The organism is Desulfovibrio piger (assembly GCF_951793255.1).
Taxonomy (GTDB): domain Bacteria; phylum Desulfobacterota; class Desulfovibrionia; order Desulfovibrionales; family Desulfovibrionaceae; genus Desulfovibrio.
Map to the genome: position 1 here is coordinate 696,387 of NZ_OX636706.1, position 18,480 is coordinate 714,866.

Sequence of the window (18,480 nt, forward strand, 5' to 3'; positions counted from 1 at the left end):
GGAAGGAACAGGAGCCCCATGCACGGGGAACGGCGGTACGGCGTCTTCCCCCTGCGGGCGCCTGTCCCGGCCGGGAAAGCGCCCTAGACTTTCTTGTACATGGCGCCGCTGTCGGCGGAGCTCACCATGCTGGCGTAACGGCGCAGCACGGGATAGGGGCATTCCTTCTGCGGCGGCACCAGCTCGGCGCGACGGCGGGCCAGTTCGGCTTCGTCCACCAGCAGGTCCAGCTTGCGGTTGGGGATGTCCACCAGGATGCGGTCGCCGTCACGCACCAGGGCGATGGGGCCACCGTTGGCGGCTTCGGGCGAGATGTGGCCGATGGCCGCACCGTTGGTACCGCCGGAGAAACGGCCGTCGGTGAACAGGGCCACGTCCTTGCCCAGGCCCATGCCGGTGATGGCGGCGGTGGGGGACAGCATCTCGCGCATGCCGGGGCCGCCCTTGGGACCTTCGTAACGCACCACCACGCCGTCGCCGGGCTTGATCTTGCCGTCGAGGATGGCGTGCATGGCGTCTTCTTCGCTCTCGAACACGCGGGCGGTCACTTCGCGGCGCATCATTTCGGGCGCCACGGCGGACTGCTTGACAACGGCGCCGTCAGGGGCCAGCGAGCCGCGCAGGATGGCGATGCCGCCTTCCTTGGAGTAAGCGTTGTCGATGGTGTGGATCACGTCCGTATCCAGGATATGGGCGTTGCGATCCTTCAGGTTCTCGCCCACGGTCTTGCCGGTGACGGTCATGCAGTCCTTGCGGATCAGATCCAGCTTGTCCAGCTCGCTCATGACGGCCGGGATGCCGCCGGCGTTCTCCAGATCCACCATGTAGTGGTGGCCGGCGGGGGAAAGCTTGCAGAGGTTGGGGCTCTTGCGGCTCACTTCGTCGAAGACGGACAGGTCGATGTCCAGACCGGCTTCATGGAAGATGGCGGGCAGGTGCAGGGTGGTGTTGGTGGAGCAGCCCAGGGCCATGTCCACGGCGATGGCATTTTCCACGGCGCCGCGGGTGACGATGTCGCGGGGACGGATGTTGCGCTTCACCAGATCCATGACGCGCATGCCGGCCTGCTTGGCCAGACGCACACGGGCCGCATGCACGGCCGGGATGGTGCCGTTGCCGGGCAGGGCCACACCGATGGTCTCGGCCAGGCAGTTCATGGAGTTGGCCGTGAACATGCCCGCACAGGAACCGCAGCCGGGACAGGCGCGTTCTTCCCACTGGGTCAGTTCTTCTTCGCTCATCTGGCCGTTGCGCACGCGGCCCACGCCCTCGAACAGGGTGATGAGGTCGCCCTGCTTGCCGGGGGTCAGGGTACCGGGCAGCATGGGGCCGCCGGAGACCAGCACCGAGGGGATGTTCAGGCGCATCATGGCCATGAGCATGCCGGGCACGCACTTGTCGCAGTTGGGGATGAAGACCAGGGCGTCGAAGGCATGGGCGCGGGCCATGATCTCGATGGAGTCGGCGATGAACTCGCGCGAAGGCAGGGAGAAACGCATGCCTTCGTGGTTCATGGCGATGCCGTCGCACACGGCGATGGCGGGGAATTCCAGGGGGGTGCCGCCGGCCATGCGCACACCGGCCTTGACGGCCTCGGCCAGCTTGCCCAGGTGCAGGTGGCCGGGCACCACTTCACTGGCGGCGTTGACCACGCCCACCAGAGGACGTTCCATTTCCTCGCGGGTCAGGCCCAGGGCATAAAGCAGGGAACGGTGAGGGGCCTTTTCCAGGCCGGATTTCATTTTTTTGCTGTTCTCTTCCATGACGGTATCCTTTGGACGTTTGTCAGCGGCCCGCGCGGCGGCAGAAGGCCGCAAAAGGATCGCGCGGGGATCTTGTGCATGGGCGTCACGGGGGCAGCGGCGCGGCAGCCCGCCGCATGGTGGCGTTGAGGGCGGGGCGGGACCGCCGGTAAGGCGGCCGCTCCCGGAGCGGCTGGGCCGCGTCCTCCGGTGCGCTGTTTGTGCGTGCGCTCAATGTTTTTTCATACGCAAAAAGCCGGAGGCCGTAAACACTTGTCCCCGGCAGGCAGCCGGTCCGCAGGGCACGCCGCGCCCCATTCCCGGCTTGTGGCACGCCGCAAAGTGGGCTAGGTTTTCCCGCATGGAAAACAGGACGACTCCCCCCTCCACGCCAAGCCTGGCGCGTCGCTATATATGCAAGCTGCTGGCCAACGTGGCTTCCGTGCCGGTCTATCTGGCCATGGAAGCCATCCTGCCCCGTGCCCTGGGCCCGGCCATGTACGGCAATTACAGTTTTGCCACCAACTTTTTCCAGCAGCTGTTCATGTTCCTGGACATGGGCACGTCCACCTGCTTCTACAATGCCCTGTCCCGGCGCCAGTCCGAAACGGGCCTCATCAGCTTCTACATGCGGCTCAGCCTGCTTATCGCCGTCATCAGCCTGCTCATCGCCGGCGCCATGCAGGTGCCCCTCGTCGGCAACTGGCTCATGCCCGACGTGCCCCTGTGGCTGGCCCCGCTGGCCGCCATCTGGGCCTTTCTGACCTGGTGGGGCCGCGTGCTCCGCTCCATGAACGATGCCGTGGGCGCCACCGTGCAGTCCGAGATGGTGCGCACCGTGGTCTCGCTCTCGGCCGTGTTTCTGCTCATCGGCCTGTTCCTGCTGGACTGGCTGAACATCTTCAGCCTTTTCGGCCAGCAATACGCCATGCTGGGCGTCACGGCCCTGGGCTACTGGATCGTCACCCGGCGCCACTGGGAGCGCTGCTACGGCGGCCCGGACGCCACCTTCTGCCTGCGCCTGAGTGCCGACAGCAACAAGGCCTACCGTCACGAATTCTTCACCTACAGCCATCCGCTCTTCGTCCAGGCCCTGCTCATCTTCCTCATGGCCGCCGCGGAGCGCTGGCTGCTGCAGTGGTTCGACGGCAGCGCCGAACAGGGCTATTTCGCCCTGGGCCACAAGGTCTGTCTGGCCTGTCTGATGTTCGTCTCGGCCATGACGCCGCTGGTCATGCGCGAGCTCTCCATCGCCTGGGGGCAGCGCGACCTCCAGCTCATGGGCCGCCTGGTCAACCGCTTCGCCCCCCTGATCTATGCCGTGGCCGCCTACTTCGCCTGCTTCAGCATGGCCGAGGGCCCGGCCCTGGTGCGCATCTTCGGGGGCGCGGAGTTCACCGCCGCCATCCTGCCCGTGCAGATCATGGCCCTCTACCCCCTGCACCAGTCCTATCTGCAGCTGGCCAGCTCCGTGTTCCACGCCTCGGGCCGTACCCGCGAACTGCGCAACCTCACCCTGCTGGAATGCGTCTACGGCATGACCACGGCCTGGTTCCTGCTGGCGCCCGAAGCTTACGGCGGCCTGCATCTGGGGGCCGTGGGCCTGTCCATCAAGACCATCGCCGTGCAGTGCGTGACCGTCAATATCTGCCTCTGGCGCGCCTCGCGCTTCGTGCCCATCCGACTGCTGCCCATCATGCTGCACGAGATCTGGTGTGTGCTGGTGCTGGCCGCCGTGGCCTTTGCCTGCCGCGAGCTCACCCTCATGCTGGGCCTGGGCGGCATCGACTCCCTGCTGCGCTTCCTGATCTCCGGCGTCGTCTACACCCTGGCCGCCGCGCTCACGGCCCTGCTCATCCCCCAGCTGCTGGGCATGAGCCGCGCCGAGATGGACGAAAAGATCCGGAAGCTGCGTGCCCGCCTGGGACGCTGATCCCGCTCCCCGCACGCCATCACCCAAACGAAAAGAGCCGCCGAAATTTCGGCGGCTCTTTTACGATGACGTCCGGGATAACGCTACAGAAGCGCCAGAAGGCCGTCTATCATGCCCTTCAGCCTGGCAGCGGCCTCTTCGCGTCCTGCGGTCTCGCCGGCGCCCAAAGGCAGCTTGGGAGCCCCCATGGCATAGCCGCGCACCTCAAGGGCCAGCTTGAAGCCCGCCGGGAACGGCATGGCCTGCATCATGGCGCGGGCAACGGGCACCATCTTCTTCTGCAGGAACAGGGCCCGTTCGTGGTCCCCTTCCTTCCAGAGCCGGTAGATGGCGGACATATACTCAGGCAGCACGGCGCAGGTGGCCGTAAAGCAGCCATAGCCCCCCATGTCCAGCGTGGCCAGCAGGGCTTCTTCCCGGCCCGTCAGGAAATGGGCCTTGCTGCCGGCCCTCTCGATGGCATCCATATAGTTGACCATGTCGATGAGAGAGCCGCTGGAGTCCTTGATGCCCACGACATTGGGCTCCTTGGCGAGGCGGCAGATCACATCATACGGGATCGAAGGCGAGAACAGGGGGATGTTGTACAGGATGACGGGCAGTCCTCCCAGTTCTTCCGAGCGTACGACCTGCAGGAAGTAGGCAGCCAGGGAATCCGGCGTAAGGTGATAAAAATAGGGCGACATCAGGACGACCCCATCACAGCCGCATTCACGGGCATGCTTGCCGAGAGCCATGGCTTCCTGGGGAGCGCAGCCGGGGATGCCCGGCAGGACAGCCACCCGGCCGCGGGCCTGATCTTTGACGATATCCATCAGGCGACAGCGCGAGGCGAAATCCATGGCAACGGATTCCCCGCTGGAACTCACGGGAAAGATACCGTCCAGCCCGCCTTCTATCTGCATTTCCACCAGCTGGCGGTTGACCTCCTCGTTCAGACTCCCGTCTGCCGAAAAGGCCGTCAGCATGGCCGAATAAACTCCCGCCGGATAAAACATTGTCTGCTCCTTCCTAAAGTTGTTTGTCCTCAAACGTTCCCGGATAGCTTCCCCCCAAGGCGGAAGTGATGCCCCGGGCAGCCTTGCGCAGCTCTGCCCGCAGTCCGGGCAGGCTGGCATCCCCCATCTGCAGCAGCGGGCCGGAGATACTGACGGCTGCGGTCACATGGCCATCCACGGAAAAGACCGGCATGGCCATGCAGCGTATCCCCAGTCCGTCTTCCTCATTATCCATGGCACATCCCTGGCGGCGGATGTCCGCCAGATGATTCAGCAGCACATCGCTGCTGGTGATCGTATGGACGGTGATGGGTTCGAGATGCAGACGGCTCACGATATTCTTCTGCTCTTCAAGAGGTTGCCAGGCGAGCAGTGTCTTTCCTATCCCGGAAGAGTAAAGAGAGATCCTCTTGCCTTCCCAGGAGTTGATCTGAAGGGCACTGTTCATGGGCTGCAACTTGATGAGATAAAACGCCTCTGTTCCGTCAAGGCAACCAAGATGGCACGTCAGATCAACGGTATTCCGCAATTTTTCAAGATAGGGCATGGCCTGGTCCCGCAAATTGATGCGGCCCGCAGCTATTATCCCGATCTCATAGAGCTTGAAGCCGAGCGCATAGGTCTTGCTCTGCGGCAGCAGACGCACATAGCCAACATCCAGCAAGGACTGCAGCAGCACATAGGCGCTGGTCTTGGGGATGGACAAGTCACGCACGATGGTCTGCAAGGTGGCTTCATTGTGCGCAAGATAGTCGAGCAACTGGGAAATACGCCCCACAAGCGGATTACGGTATCCTTTCGATTGCGTCATGACGGCTTCCTGAGATTACTTGTAGTAAGATCCGTTCTTTATGGCCAGCTTACGTAATCCAGAAATAACAAAGACAAGGATCAGCGTCGATACAGGAAGGATGTAGAACCCGTTTTTCAGGTCGCCGGAAAGGTCACCGATCAGGCCCATGAACAGAGGAGCATTGGCGTAGCCGATGTAACCGATCAGAGCGATGATGATGAAGTAGCCAGCCTTGGCGCCCGGCTCCATATCGGAGATGAGACCGGTGATCGACGGCCACATGGGACCGGCACAGATACCGGCAAGCGCCAGCGAAATATAAAATATTTCGATACCTTCCATAGTAAACAGGAGGATGGCCGATGTAAAACCGCAGATCTGGGCGATATACATCATGTAGAAGTCATTTCATAATTCTGGAGAAAATTTAAGGTTTCGGTTAGTCTCAAAAAATGAGCAAAGCCGAAATGCTAACTGATGATCAATGGTTCAGAAAGAGCGCACAGGCGCAGGACGTCCACAAATTCATTCTGACAGAGAAGTTTTAAATGGCGTCCTCTGGGTCTTGCGTACAGGCGCGGCATGGGCGGACTTACCGGACAGGTTTCCATCTTCCGCAACTTGCTATCGGAGATTCAGCAAATGGGTAAAAGATGGAAGGCTTCGAAAAATTCTGGAGTCTCTGGCCCGGCATCTTGAAGATAATGGCCTGATAAATCTGGAAGAATGCTTCATTGACGGCACATTCGTTGTCGCAAAAAAAGGGGCCCAAAAGTGGGAAAGACCAAGCGGGGCAAAGGTACGAAGCTCATGGTTATTGCTGACGCTTCTGGTTTACCTATCGCCGTGTACACGGATTCTGCTAACCCTCATGAAGTCAGACTTGTCCAGGCTACAATCAATGAAATTGTCACGTTGGGACGACCCCGAAGAATTATTGGGGATCGTGCCTATGACAGCGATCCGCTTGATGAAGCCCTTGCTTCTCAGGGAATTGAACTCATCGCGCCGCACCGCAAGAATCGTAAAAAGCCGGCGACGCAAGACGGACGGCTCTTGCGCCGTTACAAAAGAAGATGGAAAATTGAACGCCTTTTTGCGTGGCTTAACAAATTTAAAAAGGCAATAACTCGTTGGGAAAGGTGCGTTGAACGTTTTACGGCTCTTGTCCACCTTGCTTTTTCTATGATTTTGTTGAGAAGAGTTATAAAAATTGCCCATTAATTATGAAATGAGTTCTAGTAAGCGATCTTCTTCCCGTTGAGCAACGCTGTTGTAAACCTTGTAAGACACATGAACAAGCCGAAGATGGCAAGACCAGTCGCTGCATACTGCTGGTTATCATGCAGATAGAGGCTGATATACGTCGCACTCCAGACATAGAACATGTTCTCGATGCCTGCGGAGACAAAGATCCCGATACTCAGCAGACGCCCGGCCGCCTTGGAGAACACGGCCTTCAGGGCTTCGCTGTAGCCGCCCTCTTCCGCTTCGACAGCAGGCAGGTCGGAGAACAGCAGGATGAAAGCCACGACGACGGGCATGATGGAGGTATACAGGAAGATCTGGCGCCAGGTCACACCGTGCTCCATGGCATAGCCGTACAGCAGGGGGATCAGGATGACGGCGATGGAGAACACGCCCTGGATGGCGTTGAAGAACTTTTCCGTATTGTTCTCGGCCTGATGCAGGTTGGTGATGGTCTGGGCGATCAGGGATTCGACAAAGCCCGCCCCAAGGCCGGCCAGGATCACACCCGCAAGGAAGAAGGAATAGTTCCCCGACAGGGCAGACATGACGAAGCCGACGGCGATACCGAAACGCGACAGGACGAACAGGGTCTTGGCGCTGACCACCCGCAGAAGCTTGACCGTGATGACGAGGATAAAGAGGATGGCGTAGCTTCTGAGAGTCTCGATACTTCCTGCAGTCGCATAGTCGATGCTGAATTCCTTGATAATCTGCGGCAACAGCGTCCCTGTGATGATGGCACAGATGGCATGGAAGAAAAGCAGAACCATCAATGAGATATCTGTTGCACGAAACCCTTTGAGTGCTTTCATGGCAGCCCTCCCTCTTGTAGGCTACTAGATGACCGGTGATGTATAGATGTTCTTTCCGTCGACGCTCATTTCTACCGTACGCTGATATTTCCTGATGGCCTCGGCACGCGGGACGACGCCCAGACCGGGAGCTTCCGGCAGGGAGATGGTCCCGTTGCCATCGAGCTGCATGGGCTGTTCCGTCAGATCCAGCGAAAGGTCGCTCGGCTGGAACGGGTATTCGCACAGCGTGCTGTCCGCCATGCCGGCAAAAGGCTGGATGGAGGCGCTCAGGGCAAGCTGGGTCGTAAAGGTGTGGTTCACGTAGCGCACATGCTGCTGCATGCAGGCCCTGGCCACGTCATGGGCCGCCGTGATGCCGCCGATGCGGCCGGTATCGATCTGGACGAAGCCCAGGGAGGCGTAGCGCATCATGTGCTTTGCCATCTCGGGATTGTGGGCGCCCTCGCCACCGGCAAGGTTGACGGGCCCGGCCAGTTCCGCCAGGCGGGAGTAATAGTCGAAGTCATAGCTGGAGAACGGCTCTTCCAGCCACAGGACGCCCGCCGCCTTGAGCGAGGGCAGACGCCGCGCGGCCTCCTGCACGGGATCTTCGGCCTGGGTCCAGACCGTCCCGGCGTCGACCATCAGCAGCACGTCCCTTCCGGCTTCCTTGCGGGCAAGTTCCAGATGGGCGATGTCCGTCTCAAGATCGCTGCCGTAGCCGCCCCAGCCCAGCTTGACCGCCCGGAAGCCCCTGCGCACGGCTTCCGCCACATTGGCCTGGGTCTGTTCCGGCGTCTCGCCGAACAGCATGGAGGCATAGGCGGTCTTGGGCAGGGCGCGGTCATAGCCCAGCAGGCTGTAGACGGGAGCCTGCTCTTTTTTCCCCAGCAGGTCCCAAAGGGCGATATCGATGCCGGACAGCGTGTGCGGCGCCTGGAGCAGGTCAAGGCAGTTGGCCTGGACCTTGCGGCGGATGCGCAGGATGTCGGCGGGAGAATCCACGGACTCCCCTTCCAGCTGCGAACCGACGGATTTGCAGGCCGAGTGCGACATGGGGGTCACATAGGCCGCAATGGAGACCAGCGGCGAGGCTTCGCATTCCCCCCATCCTTCCAGGCCCCCCGCGCGGACGCGGACGAGAAGGGCATCCTGGCTGCCGTCACCGATGTCACGAATATGGGGCAGGGCAAGATAAAAGAAATCAACAGATTCTATTTTCATGACGATCTCCCAGTACCACTGGGGTATGTTTTCCGGGCCGCCGGGCGGCCCGGAAAAGGATTAGAAAGTGATGGTCAGGCCACCGTCCACATGGACGGTCTCACCGGTCATGTAGCTGGCGCCATCGCCGGCCAGGAAGTAGCAGACGCTGGCGATCTCTTCAGGCATGCAGGCCCGCTTGGCCGGCATGTGGTGGCCCGTCACATAGTTGTCGCGGAACCACTGGGTCTCCGTCTCGTCCACGCCGTTGGGGTCGAGGGCCATGGGCGTTTTGACGAAGCCCGGAGCGACGGCATTGATGTTGATGTTGAGCGGCGCCAGTTCCACAGCGCCGGCCCGCACCATCTGGGCCATGGCGGCCTTGGCCATGCTGTAGGCACTGCTGCCCGCTTCCGCATGGTTCCAGTGGATGGAGGTCACGTGCACGATCTTGCCCCCGTTCTTCATCTTCTGGGCGGCAAGACGCGTCGTCAGCAGCGCCCCGTTGACCATGATGTCGAAGATGCTGCGCCATTCTTCCAGGGGCGTGTCCAGCATGGACGTACGACGGAACAGACCGGCGGAGCTCACCACGGCGTCGAGCTGCCCGCCCCAGGCCTCATCGATCAGGGCTCCGGCGCGATCCATGGTCTCCTGGCAGCTGAAGTCGCCCGCGCACACAAGGTGCTTGCCGGCGGGGAATTCCGACACCAGTTTTTCGAGGCTCTGCTGCCTTCTGGCATTGACCATGACATTCCAGCCATTGGCCGCGAACAGGCGGGCGGTCGCCTCACCGATGCCGGAGGCAGCTCCCGTGACAAAAACATTGCGTGTCGTGCTTCATGACAACCTTCCTGCGTTGATGGTTACTGTGGTGCACAGGGTCTCACCCGGGGCCAGCGTGCTGCAGGTCCCGTCCTTTATGGATTTCCCCAGCGAACAGGGGATGGCGGTAGCCGGTTCCAGGACGCCCGTATACAGACCGTTCCAGCCGCCGTAGCTGGCAAAATACCAGGCCGGTATCGAAGCTGTAGCTGAAGAACGTGCGGGCCGCGGGGCTTTCCATACGCATCTCGCCCCGTTCGAGATCATGAAGGAAGAAAAATTCGCTGCGCTTTTCCTGGGCGGAACCGACGATGTCCAGGCGTTCGCCGTGATAGTCGGGCCAGGGGAAAAAGCGACTTTCATGGCGCCCTGTGAAATCGGCATCGCCGATCTCGCCACGCTTTGCAGGGCAAATGATCCTGTCTCCCTCATGCAACAGGAGGGCAGCATGCATCTTGAGGAGGAAATGGCTCTTTTTTGAGGATGTATTCGTTATCCTATAATCCATGACAACAGTCCCGGCATCCCCAGACAGCGTCATCTTTTTCTCATAACGCAGACCGGATGCAGGAAGCGTGGCTGAAAGCAGGATGGAATCCTGTCCGGACACGCAATCAAGCGCCGTTGTCCAAAGTTCACCGTGGTCAGGATACTGGATACCATCGATGACTTCTTTTTCATCATTGGGAAGAAGCTCGTCTATGCCGCCATAAAAATGCGGATCATACGCTGTTCCCTCGGGATAAGGACGCAAGGCAAGGTTCTCATTTCGCCAAAGAAGCTCCTGGCCCGTGTCCTTAAGGCAAAAATTGACGATTTTTCCGCCTACAGAAGGACAAACAACAAGGGAGATGCTGTCATTCTCAAGGCAGATGCCTTCGACACCTTCAAATTCTGTACGCCTTATGCTCATTCTTCCCTCCACTATTTTGGGAGATTTCTTCCTCTATAGCGCAAAAGGAGGGGAAAATGTCAATATTTAGGATTAAAGTTCCATATACAGAACAACTTCCAACAATATGCCCCTGCCCCCTTGCAATATTTCTGTCCCGGGACTAGTTTTTTGCTTCCGGCTGGGGGAGCCTACGGGCTGAGAAAGGGTGCAAGGACCCTGACCCCTAGGGCCGCCGTGCGGTCCTGCACCTGATGCAGATAGTGCTGTCGAAGGGAAGCTGGCAACGTGCGCTCTTTTTGCGCCCAACGTGCCCGTTTCGCCCTCTTGCAAGGTGGACGGGTTTTTTTGTGGAGGCAGTATGCAACTCACCATCAATGGCGAAGCCTGTACCTGTGCCGAAGGCCTGACCGTGGCGGCCCTGCTGCGGGAGCGGGAACACGATGCCACCGCCGTGGTCGTGGAACACAACGGCCAGATCGTGCCCGCCGCGGACTTTGCGGCCACCGCCCTGAACGAGGGCGACGTGCTGGAGATCGTGCAGTTCGTGGGCGGCGGTTAGCCGCCGGCACGACGACGTTTTTTCTTCCTCTGCGCCCAGTGCGCACCGCGCGGCCCGGTCGGCCGCAGGAGACCATCATGAGCGATTTTCAGAACAACGATCCCCTCATCATCGGCGGCGTGGAACTGCAGAGCCGCCTGTTCATCGGTACCGGCAAATACAGCAATGACGCCCTCATCCCCGACGTCTGCGCCAGCAGCGGCGCGCAGGTGATCACCGTGGCCATGCGCCGCGTGGAAAAAGGCCAGCAGGGCATCGTGGGCCACATCCCCTCCCACATGCGTCTGCTGCCCAACACCTCCGGCGCCCGCACCGCCGAAGAGGCCGTGCGCCTGGCCCGTCTGGCCCGCGCCGCCGGTTGCGGCGACTGGATCAAGATCGAAGTCATCTCCGATACCCGCCACCTGCTGCCCGACGGCTACGAGACCGCCAAGGCCACCGAGATCCTGGCCAGGGAAGGCTTCACCGTGCTGCCCTACATCAACCCCGACCTCTATGTGGCCCGCGCCTGCGCGGATGCCGGTGCCGCCGCCGTCATGCCCCTGGGCGCGCCCATCGGCACCAACCGCGGCCTGCGCACCCGCGAGATGATCGGCATCCTCATCGAAGAGATCGACCTGCCCATCGTGGTGGACGCCGGTATCGGCCTGCCCTCCCATGCCTGCGAGGCCATGGAGATGGGCGCCGCCGCCTGCCTGGTGAACACCGGCATCGCCTCGTCCACCGATCCGGTGCTCATGGGCCGTGCCTTCCGCCAGGCCGTGGAAGCCGGTCGCGCCGCCTGGCTGGCCGGTCCCGGTGCCGTGCGTGCCTGCGGCGAAGGCGCCCAGGCCTCCTCTCCGCTGACGGGCTTCCTGCGCTAGGTCGGGGGCGGACATGGAAAACTTTCAGCAATATCTGGAAAACAACTGGCCGCGCGAACGCCGCAGCCGGATAGCCGCCAGCGCCACCGAAGACCAGGTGCGCGCCGTGCTGCGCAAGGACTACCTGCAGCCCGCCGACTTCCTGACCCTGCTCTCGCCCGCGGCCGCGCCCCTGCTGGAGCAGATGGCCCAGCGCGCCCATGAGCTGACCCTGCGCTACTTCGGCCGGGCCGTGAACCTGTTCACGCCGCTCTATGTGTCGGACTACTGCACCAACCAGTGCCGTTACTGCGGCTTCAACGCCAACAACAAGCAGCCGCGCCGCCACCTGAGCCCCGAAGAGGCCTACGACGAAGCCAAGGCCATCGCGGACATGGGCCTGCAGCACATCCTGCTGCTCACCGGCGATGCCCGCAAGCTCTCTTCGCCCGAGTACATCGCGGAGGTCGCCCGCCGCATCAAGCCCCTGTTCGCCAGCGTGGGCATCGAAGTCTACTCCATGACCGAGGACGAATACCGCCTCATGGTGGAAAGCGGCGTGGACAGCATGACCATGTTCCAGGAGACCTACAATCCCGAGCTCTACGACTGGCTGCATCCGGTGGGCCCCAAGAAGGACTACGCCTTCCGTCTCAACGCCCCCGAACGCGCCGCCCGCGCGGGCATGCGCTCCCTGGGCCTGGGCGCCCTGCTGGGCCTGGACGAGTTCGAACAGGACGCCTTCGCCACCGGCCTGCACGCCTGGTGGCTGCTGCGCCATTACCCCGGCGTGGACGTGGGCCTGTCCATCCCCCGCATCTGCTCGCACGAGGGCAGTTTCGACATCCCGCACGCCCTCGATGACCGCCGCTTCGTGCAGTATGTGACGGCCCTGCGCTGCTTCCTGCCGCGCTCGTCCATCACCTGCTCCAGCCGCGAGAGCGCCTTCATGCGTGACCACCTGATCCCGCTGGGCGTGACCCGCGTCTCGGCCGGTGTGTCCACCGCCGTGGGCGGCCGCAAGACCCACGCCGACAACAGCGGCCAGTTCGACATCACCGACCACCGCAGCGTGGAACAGATGATCGCCGACCTGACCAGGAACGGCTATCAGGCCGTCATCAAGGACTGGGAAGACCCCACCCTGACCCACGCCTAGGCAGAGTGTTGTTGAGGCCTCGCCTCAAACTCTCCTCCCCCTCCCCAGCGCGCTTTATTCGGGAGGGACGTCTTTCCGCCGGAAAGACGTCCCTCCTTTTCATACGGGGGCGGGGCAGTCCACCTCTTCATGGGGGCCGGGTTCGCCCGTTGTGGCCGGGTCCCTTCCATTCCGTGGATGCGGCCCGGAAAGGGCTGTTTCAGGATGAAGTTTGGACGCATCCATCCGTAAACCGTTTTTCAGGGAGTCTGCCATGAGTGAGAACGTATTGCGTCAGGGCCTGACGCGCTATCTTTCCCCGGCCCGGCTGGAGGCCCTGCGGGCTGCCCGGGTGGGCGTGGCCGGTGCGGGCGGTCTGGGCTCCAATGCCGTCCTGATGCTGGCCCGCAGCGGTGTGGAGCATTTTCTGCTCATCGACGACGACGTGGTGGACGCGTCCAACCTCAACCGGCAGCAGTTCTGGCCCCGGCATCTGGGCCGTCCCAAGGTGGAGGCCCTGGCCGAACTGGTGCGGGAGCTGAACCCCGACGCCCGGGTGGAGACCTGTCGCCTGCGTATCGACGCCGCCAACGTGGACGAGCTGGTGGCCCGCTGCCCCCTGTGGCTGGAAGCCATGGACGGCGCGGCGGACAAGCGCCTGCTGGTGGAAAAGGTCATGCTCTCGGGCCGCCGCATCGCCAGTGCCTCGGGCATGGGCGGCTTTGGCGGCAAGCCCATGCAAAAACGCGTGCTGGGCAATCTGGTGCTGGTGGGCGACTTCGAGACCGACATCCTTGAGTATCCGCCCCTGGCCCCGCGCGTGACCGAGGCCGCGGCCCTGCTGGCCGACGCCATGCTGGAATTCATCCTCACCGGCGTGGAATAGGCCTTTTCCGAGAGGCTCCTCCCTGATGCCTCGCGCCTGACGCTGCCCGGCAAGGAAGACGTGCCCACGCCCACAGCTGCCTGTGTCGCCAGCGGGTATGGCCTGCGGCGGCCTTCCGCCGCTACGGACAAAGGGATGGCCCGCCCCTTTTTCTCCATGTCTCCCCATAACGACAGGATGCCCGGCACCTGCCCAGAGCCATGACGAACGTACGGCCCCGGACTGCATGGCAGTCCGGGGCCGTACGTTCTGATAAAGCGCGCTGGGGAGGGGGTGGGGAGCTTGAGATGAGGGGGGACCCCTCTCGCGCCAGCAGAGGGGGCTCCCCTCCCCTCAAAATATGGCCCGCAGGGCCGTGCCCGTTAGCGACAAAGGAAGCTACGGGCATCGACAGCGAAGGGGCCCCCTCAAACAACTAACACGATCCGGCCAGCAGCTGGATGGCGGCCAGATGTTCCAGTTCTTCGCTGAGGGTGAGGGCCTGGCCCAGGCAGGGGGCCGAAGCGCACAGGCCGTGGCGGGTCATCCACACGGCCTCGAAGTCACGGGCGGCCTGTCCCACGGCCTCGGCCAGCTCGCGGGTGCCGGGCTCGAAGGCCGGGGCGTAGCCCAGCCGGGCCCGCCAGACGCCGGACTCGAAGACCGGCAGTTTCAAAAAACGCTCCTGCCAGTCCGGCTGGCGCTCCAGTTTCAGGGCCAGGGCCAGCAGCTGCCGGGGGTGGGTGTGCAGGATGGCCCCGCACCGGGGCCGGGCCGCATAGACTTCCAGATGCATGAGGCCTTCGCTGGACGAAGGACCGCCGTACAGGGTGGCGCCGCTCCGGGCATCCAGCACGCACAGGTCCCGGAGCGTCAGGCGCCCCTTGGCCGCGCCGCTGCGGGTGATGACGATGCGCTCGCCTTCGGGGCTCTGCCAGCGGCAGCTGGCGTTACCGTTGCAACCGGCCAGCATGCCGCCGTGCCAGGCTTCACGGCAAACTTCGGCCAGCTCCCGGACGATGGACGACGGCAGGGCGGCCAGGGCGATGTCCCGGCCCTGACGCTGATGGAAACAAGGAAAGGGCATGGCTAGGCCTCCGCGGATACGGCAAAATGGTCAAAGCCCTGGAGTGCGTCCAGCGGCTCGTTGTTGCAGGTCAGCTCCCCGTCATCGGTGATGGTGCCGATGCTCATGAAGCCGGGGATGGCCGCATGCAGGATGGGCAGCATGTCCGGGGCGCAGGAGCCCAGCAGGGCGTAATCCTCGCCGCCCAGCAGGGCCTCGTGCACGGGATTGAGCCCGTTCTCGCGGGCATGGCGCACCACTTCGGGATGGAGCATGCCCTGCGGCAGCAGGATGGCCGCGCCCAGGCCGCTGTCCGTGGCGGTGCCCGTGTCGCCTTCGCGCCGGGCCCGGCTCTCGCCGGTGCGGCCCAGCAGGCGCGGCAGGTCGCGCATGATGCCGTCGGAAAGATCCATCAGTGCCGGGGGCCGGGCATTGGCGCCCGCACGGGCCAGCATGAGCCCGGCATCCACCTGCGGCACGGGCAAAAGATGCGCGGCGCAGGCAGCGGGCCAGTGCTCCAGCGCGGCCCGGCCTTCCTTTTCCAGTACCTGCAGGCCCACGCGGGCCAGGCCCGGACGGCCCACCACGAACAGACTGTCCCCGGGCATGGAGCCGCCCCGCACGAGGAAGTCCCCGCCCGTGTAGGACTCGCCCCAGATGGTGATGCTCACATGCAGGAAGGGGCTGCGGGACAAGTCTCCGCCCGCCAGGGCCAGACGCTGTTCCTGCGCCAGAGCGGCCATGCCGGAGAAAAAGCGGTCGAGCCACAGCGCATCCGCATCATCGGGCAGGCCCAGGGCCAGGGTGAAGGCCAGCGGGCGGCCGCCGCAGGCCGCGATGTCGCTCACATTGACGGCCAGGGCCTTGTGGCCGATCTCTTCGGGCGTGAAATAGGAGCGCCGGAAGTGGACATCCTCCAGAAAAAGGTCGCTGCTCACGCACAGGGGCGTGCCGGCCTTGAGCACGGCGCAGTCGTCGCCCCTGCCCAGCAGCAGGGAAGGATGCGTGGCCGGGAAATGCCGGGCCAGACAGGCAAGGATGCTGTCTTCAGAAGCGCGCGAAGGCTGGGACATATCAGTCCTCCAGTTGCAGATAGTCGGCCAGGATGACCTTGATCCCGAAACCGGCAAAACTCACCTGTACTTTGTTCGGGGGCATGAGGCCGAGGATCTTGCCCCGGCCGAAGATCTTGTGGCGACAGAAGCAGGGGCGCTTGCCCGCGGCCACGGCCCCGGCGGCCGCCAGCACCGAACCTCCGGCAGCGTCAGCGGCGGAAGCGGCAGGCGCAGCAGCCGGACGCCCCCCCGCGGTGCCTCCCGGCCGTTCGTCCGGGGGCAGCTGGCAGTCATCGGCATCCTGCAGGGCGCGGGTGGCGGCCAGACGCTGGGCCGGGCTCAGCCCGGCAGGGGCGGCAAGGCCCGCATGACGGCCGCGACCAAAGCCCGCGCCGGGGCCGGACGGGGCCGGACGGCCGCCAAAGGGATCGGCGAACATGCCGCCGCGCGCCCGTTTGCTCAGGCCGCCGCCGTAACTTTCCACCCACTCCTCGGTCAGCCCGGCGGGCAGCTCGCGCACGAAGGGGCTCTGGGCCACATGCTGCGTGCCCTGTTCGGCCTTGTTGTAGATGGTGGCCGGCGAATACAGGTCCAGCTCCTGTCGGGCGCGGGTGCAGGCCACGTACATCAGGCGGCGTTCTTCTTCGAAATCTTCGGGCCGTGCCAAGGCGTGGCGCGAGGGGAAGCGGTCCTCCACCAGGTCGATGATCAGCACGGCGTTCCACTCCAGGCCCTTGGCCGAGTGCACCGTGGAGAGGGTGATGCGGCCCTCGTTGTCCTCGTCTTCCTCGTCGGGGGAATCCAGGGCCAGATCGGCCAGGAACAGGTCCAGGGCGTTGTAGCCCGAGGCCATCTGCAGGATCTCTTCCAGTCCCTGCTGGCGGCGGGGCCAGTCTTCGGGATAGCGGCTCTCCAGCACGGGGCGGTAATGGTCCACGATGAGCTCCAGCGCCGTCACCGGATGCAGCGGGCGGGCGCGCATCTCGGCGATGAAGCGCAGGTCCTCGCGGAAGGAGGGGAAGCGGGCACAGGCCTTGTCCAGGGCCGGGCCGTCGGCGCTCTGGGCCACGTTGTAGAGCTTGAGCACGGTCTTGGGGCCGATGCCCTCGTGCAGCTCGGCCACGCGCGAGAAGGCGGGCATGTCCAGCGGATTGAGCAGCAGGCGGGCGTAGGCCATGACGTCCTTGACGTGGGCCGCCTCGGTGTAGCGCAGGCCGCCGTACTTGCGGAAGGCGATGCCCGCCTGGTTGAGGGCCATTTCCAGATGGTAGGAATGGAACCCCGCCCGGAAGAGCACGGCGATCTCGTGCGGCAGGTGCCGGGTCAGCAGGTCCTCGATGCGGCGCACCACCAGCTTGGCCTGGCTCATGTCGCTGAGGGGCGTCACCAGACGTACCGGCGCGCCGCCCTCCTTGCGGGTGAACAGTTTTTTGCGGAAGGATTCCGTGGCGTTTTCCAGCAGGTTGTTGGCCACGTCCAGGATGGGCTTGGTGGAGCGGTAGTTCTCCTCCAGCCGGATGATGCGGGCCCCGGGGAAAAGCTTGGGGAAATCGAGGATGTTGCGCACGTTGGCGCCACGGAAGGCATAGATGGACTGGGCCTCGTCGCCCACGGCCATGACGTTGCCCGGCGGCATGCCTTCGCCCTCCGGCCCGGCCAGCAGACGCACGATGCGGGCCTGAACCAGGTTGGTGTCCTGATATTCGTCCACCAAAATGTGCGTGTAGCGGCGGCGCAGGTTCTCGGCCGCGCGCTCGTTGGTACGCAGCAGATGCTCCAGCTCGAACAGCAGGTCGTCGTAGTCCAGCAGGCCCTTTTCCTTGCGATAGGCATCGTAGGCCTCGCCCAGCTGCATCAGCGGCTCGGCATAGGGCAGCAGGTGGAAGGCCTCGCGCTGCAGGACCTCGTCCAGGCGCATCTCCTTGTTCCGGGCCTTGCTCAAAAAGCCCACGATGGCCTGGGTGCGCGGGAAGGAGCGGTCGCCCTTGCCCAGCCGGAGATCGTCCTTGCAGGCCTTGACCGCCGCGTTGATGTCCGCGCTGTCCATGACCGTGAAGGGGCGGTCCTCCAGCCAGTCGGGACGGTAACGGCGCAGCACGCCGAAAGCGAAGGAGTGGAAGGTGCCGCCCTGCACCAGGCTCAGGGCATGGTCGGACAGGGCCGCGGCCCGCTGCAGCATCTCCTGCGCCGCCTTGCGGGTGAAGGTGAGCAGCAGCATGGATTCCGGCGGGACGCCGTGATCCGCCAGCCAGGACAGGCGGTAGGTGATGGTGCGGGTCTTGCCGGAACCGGCGCCGGCCACTACCAGGACCGGCCCGTCGCCGCAGGTGGCGGCCTCGTATTGGGCGCTGTTGAGCGCGTGCGCGTAATCAATCATCGTTACAGATTAGCATAAAGGCGCTGGGCAGGCCAGTGGCGGGGAAGGGGGAAGGCCGCTCCGGCGCGGGCCGAAAAAGAGCGGCAGCCATCCCGGCCGACGTGATGGTGCGCCTATGGATGGTGAGAGATTTCGGCAAAGAAG

General features: G+C 63.4%; 16 protein-coding genes and 1 pseudogene. 6 read left to right on the forward strand and 11 right to left on the reverse strand.

Features of this window, described 5'->3' with window-relative positions; all coding sequences use genetic code 11:
* Positions 1-83 precede the first annotated feature (83 nt).
* A complete protein-coding gene (gene ilvD / locus Q4I12_RS03375) occupies positions 84-1,763 on the reverse strand; it encodes a dihydroxy-acid dehydratase (RefSeq protein ID WP_297137967.1) in 1,680 nt (559 codons plus the stop codon).
* A gap of 340 nt (positions 1,764-2,103) precedes the next feature.
* Here ilvD and Q4I12_RS03380 point away from each other — a divergent pair, with 340 nt between their 5' ends.
* Positions 2,104-3,675 (forward strand): lipopolysaccharide biosynthesis protein, encoded by a 1,572-nt coding sequence (locus tag Q4I12_RS03380; protein ID WP_204674805.1) that lies wholly within the window; start codon positions 2,104-2,106, stop codon positions 3,673-3,675.
* An 83-nt stretch (positions 3,676-3,758) separates the two neighbouring features.
* On the opposite strand, the gene Q4I12_RS03385 is transcribed toward Q4I12_RS03380, so the two are convergent.
* From Q4I12_RS03385 to Q4I12_RS03395, 3 genes are read right to left on the reverse strand one after another with little or no spacing between them, the layout of a single operon-like run.
* The gene (locus Q4I12_RS03385) at positions 3,759-4,673 is read right to left on the reverse strand and encodes a dihydrodipicolinate synthase family protein (RefSeq protein WP_300645206.1); all 915 of its coding nucleotides are present in this window, start codon (positions 4,671-4,673) and stop codon (positions 3,759-3,761) included.
* Between the two features lie 13 nt (positions 4,674-4,686).
* A complete protein-coding gene (locus tag Q4I12_RS03390; protein ID WP_300645204.1) occupies positions 4,687-5,484 on the reverse strand; it encodes an IclR family transcriptional regulator in 798 nt (265 codons plus the stop codon).
* A 15-nt stretch (positions 5,485-5,499) separates the two neighbouring features.
* Positions 5,500-5,862, reverse strand: coding sequence for a hypothetical protein (locus Q4I12_RS03395; RefSeq protein ID WP_302260571.1), 363 nt, complete (start codon positions 5,860-5,862; stop codon positions 5,500-5,502).
* A gap of 88 nt (positions 5,863-5,950) precedes the next feature.
* Here Q4I12_RS03395 and Q4I12_RS03400 point away from each other — a divergent pair.
* A protein-coding gene (locus Q4I12_RS03400; protein ID WP_302260572.1) for an IS5 family transposase occupies positions 5,951-6,690 on the forward strand; the annotation gives its coding sequence in 2 pieces (ribosomal slippage) (positions 5,951-6,242 and positions 6,242-6,690; 741 coding nt in all).
* Between the two features lie 14 nt (positions 6,691-6,704).
* Here the strand turns inward: Q4I12_RS03400 and Q4I12_RS03405 are convergent.
* The 4 genes and pseudogenes from Q4I12_RS03405 to Q4I12_RS03420 all read right to left on the reverse strand — a co-directional run bounded on the left by Q4I12_RS03405 (position 6,705) and on the right by Q4I12_RS03420 (position 10,452).
* Positions 6,705-7,529, reverse strand: a complete 825-nt coding sequence (locus tag Q4I12_RS03405) for an MFS transporter (protein WP_302260573.1) — start codon at positions 7,527-7,529, stop codon at positions 6,705-6,707.
* A gap of 24 nt (positions 7,530-7,553) precedes the next feature.
* Positions 7,554-8,735 carry a mandelate racemase/muconate lactonizing enzyme family protein gene (locus Q4I12_RS03410; RefSeq protein WP_302260574.1) on the reverse strand — a complete coding sequence of 394 codons (1,182 nt, stop codon included), beginning with the start codon at positions 8,733-8,735 and terminating at the stop codon, positions 7,554-7,556.
* Positions 8,736-8,795: 60 nt separating this feature from the next.
* Positions 8,796-9,530 (reverse strand): annotated as a pseudogene (locus tag Q4I12_RS03415) (SDR family NAD(P)-dependent oxidoreductase); the annotation flags it as partial.
* A 70-nt stretch (positions 9,531-9,600) separates the two neighbouring features.
* Complete coding sequence (locus Q4I12_RS03420; RefSeq protein WP_302260575.1) at positions 9,601-10,452, reverse strand: DUF5107 domain-containing protein; 852 nt, start codon at positions 10,450-10,452, stop codon at positions 9,601-9,603.
* A 340-nt stretch (positions 10,453-10,792) separates the two neighbouring features.
* On the opposite strand from Q4I12_RS03420, the gene thiS reads away from it, so the two are divergent.
* From thiS to thiF, 4 genes are all read left to right on the forward strand, one after another.
* The gene (gene thiS, locus Q4I12_RS03425; RefSeq protein WP_168934698.1) at positions 10,793-10,993 is read left to right on the forward strand and encodes a sulfur carrier protein ThiS; all 201 of its coding nucleotides are present in this window, start codon (positions 10,793-10,795) and stop codon (positions 10,991-10,993) included.
* 77 nt (positions 10,994-11,070) lie between these two features.
* Positions 11,071-11,856, forward strand: a complete 786-nt coding sequence (locus Q4I12_RS03430) for a thiazole synthase (protein ID WP_168934699.1) — start codon at positions 11,071-11,073, stop codon at positions 11,854-11,856.
* Between the two features lie 13 nt (positions 11,857-11,869).
* Positions 11,870-12,994, forward strand: a complete 1,125-nt coding sequence (gene thiH / locus Q4I12_RS03435; protein ID WP_297159966.1) for a 2-iminoacetate synthase ThiH — start codon at positions 11,870-11,872, stop codon at positions 12,992-12,994.
* A 253-nt stretch (positions 12,995-13,247) separates the two neighbouring features.
* Entirely contained in the window at positions 13,248-13,859 is a 612-nt protein-coding gene (gene thiF / locus Q4I12_RS03440) for a sulfur carrier protein ThiS adenylyltransferase ThiF (protein WP_297159968.1), read from the forward strand.
* A 415-nt stretch (positions 13,860-14,274) separates the two neighbouring features.
* Here thiF and Q4I12_RS03445 read toward each other — a convergent pair whose 3' ends face one another.
* The 3 genes from Q4I12_RS03445 to Q4I12_RS03455 are packed head-to-tail and all read right to left on the reverse strand — an operon-like array spanning position 14,275 to position 18,336.
* Positions 14,275-14,925, reverse strand: a complete 651-nt coding sequence (locus Q4I12_RS03445; RefSeq protein WP_297139462.1) for a class II aldolase/adducin family protein — start codon at positions 14,923-14,925, stop codon at positions 14,275-14,277.
* Positions 14,926-14,927: 2 nt separating this feature from the next.
* A complete protein-coding gene (gene thiL / locus Q4I12_RS03450) occupies positions 14,928-15,977 on the reverse strand; it encodes a thiamine-phosphate kinase (RefSeq protein ID WP_297159972.1) in 1,050 nt (349 codons plus the stop codon).
* Position 15,978: 1 nt separating this feature from the next.
* Entirely contained in the window at positions 15,979-18,336 is a 2,358-nt protein-coding gene (locus Q4I12_RS03455; RefSeq protein WP_302260576.1) for an ATP-dependent helicase, read from the reverse strand.
* Positions 18,337-18,480 lie beyond the last annotated feature (144 nt).

Excerpts from the sequence above, each read along its gene's own strand:
- thiH (WP_297159966.1), top strand. The coding sequence starts at position 11,870 with ATGGAAAACTTTCAGCAATATCTGGAAAACAACTGGCCGCGCGAACGC.
- Q4I12_RS03410 (WP_302260574.1), bottom strand. The coding sequence starts at position 8,735 with ATGAAAATAGAATCTGTTGATTTCTTTTATCTTGCCCTGCCCCATATT.
- thiF (WP_297159968.1), top strand. The coding sequence starts at position 13,248 with ATGAGTGAGAACGTATTGCGTCAGGGCCTGACGCGCTATCTTTCCCCG.
- thiL (WP_297159972.1), bottom strand. The coding sequence starts at position 15,977 with ATGTCCCAGCCTTCGCGCGCTTCTGAAGACAGCATCCTTGCCTGTCTG.
- Q4I12_RS03380 (WP_204674805.1), top strand. The coding sequence starts at position 2,104 with ATGGAAAACAGGACGACTCCCCCCTCCACGCCAAGCCTGGCGCGTCGC.
- Q4I12_RS03395 (WP_302260571.1), bottom strand. The coding sequence starts at position 5,862 with ATGATGTATATCGCCCAGATCTGCGGTTTTACATCGGCCATCCTCCTG.
- Q4I12_RS03430 (WP_168934699.1), top strand. The coding sequence starts at position 11,071 with ATGAGCGATTTTCAGAACAACGATCCCCTCATCATCGGCGGCGTGGAA.
- Q4I12_RS03445 (WP_297139462.1), bottom strand. The coding sequence starts at position 14,925 with ATGCCCTTTCCTTGTTTCCATCAGCGTCAGGGCCGGGACATCGCCCTG.
- Q4I12_RS03405 (WP_302260573.1), bottom strand. The coding sequence starts at position 7,529 with ATGAAAGCACTCAAAGGGTTTCGTGCAACAGATATCTCATTGATGGTT.
- Q4I12_RS03385 (WP_300645206.1), bottom strand. The coding sequence starts at position 4,673 with ATGTTTTATCCGGCGGGAGTTTATTCGGCCATGCTGACGGCCTTTTCG.
- thiS (WP_168934698.1), top strand. The coding sequence starts at position 10,793 with ATGCAACTCACCATCAATGGCGAAGCCTGTACCTGTGCCGAAGGCCTG.
- Q4I12_RS03455 (WP_302260576.1), bottom strand. The coding sequence starts at position 18,336 with ATGATTGATTACGCGCACGCGCTCAACAGCGCCCAATACGAGGCCGCC.
- Q4I12_RS03420 (WP_302260575.1), bottom strand. The coding sequence starts at position 10,452 with ATGAGCATAAGGCGTACAGAATTTGAAGGTGTCGAAGGCATCTGCCTT.
- ilvD (WP_297137967.1), bottom strand. The coding sequence starts at position 1,763 with ATGGAAGAGAACAGCAAAAAAATGAAATCCGGCCTGGAAAAGGCCCCT.
- Q4I12_RS03390 (WP_300645204.1), bottom strand. The coding sequence starts at position 5,484 with ATGACGCAATCGAAAGGATACCGTAATCCGCTTGTGGGGCGTATTTCC.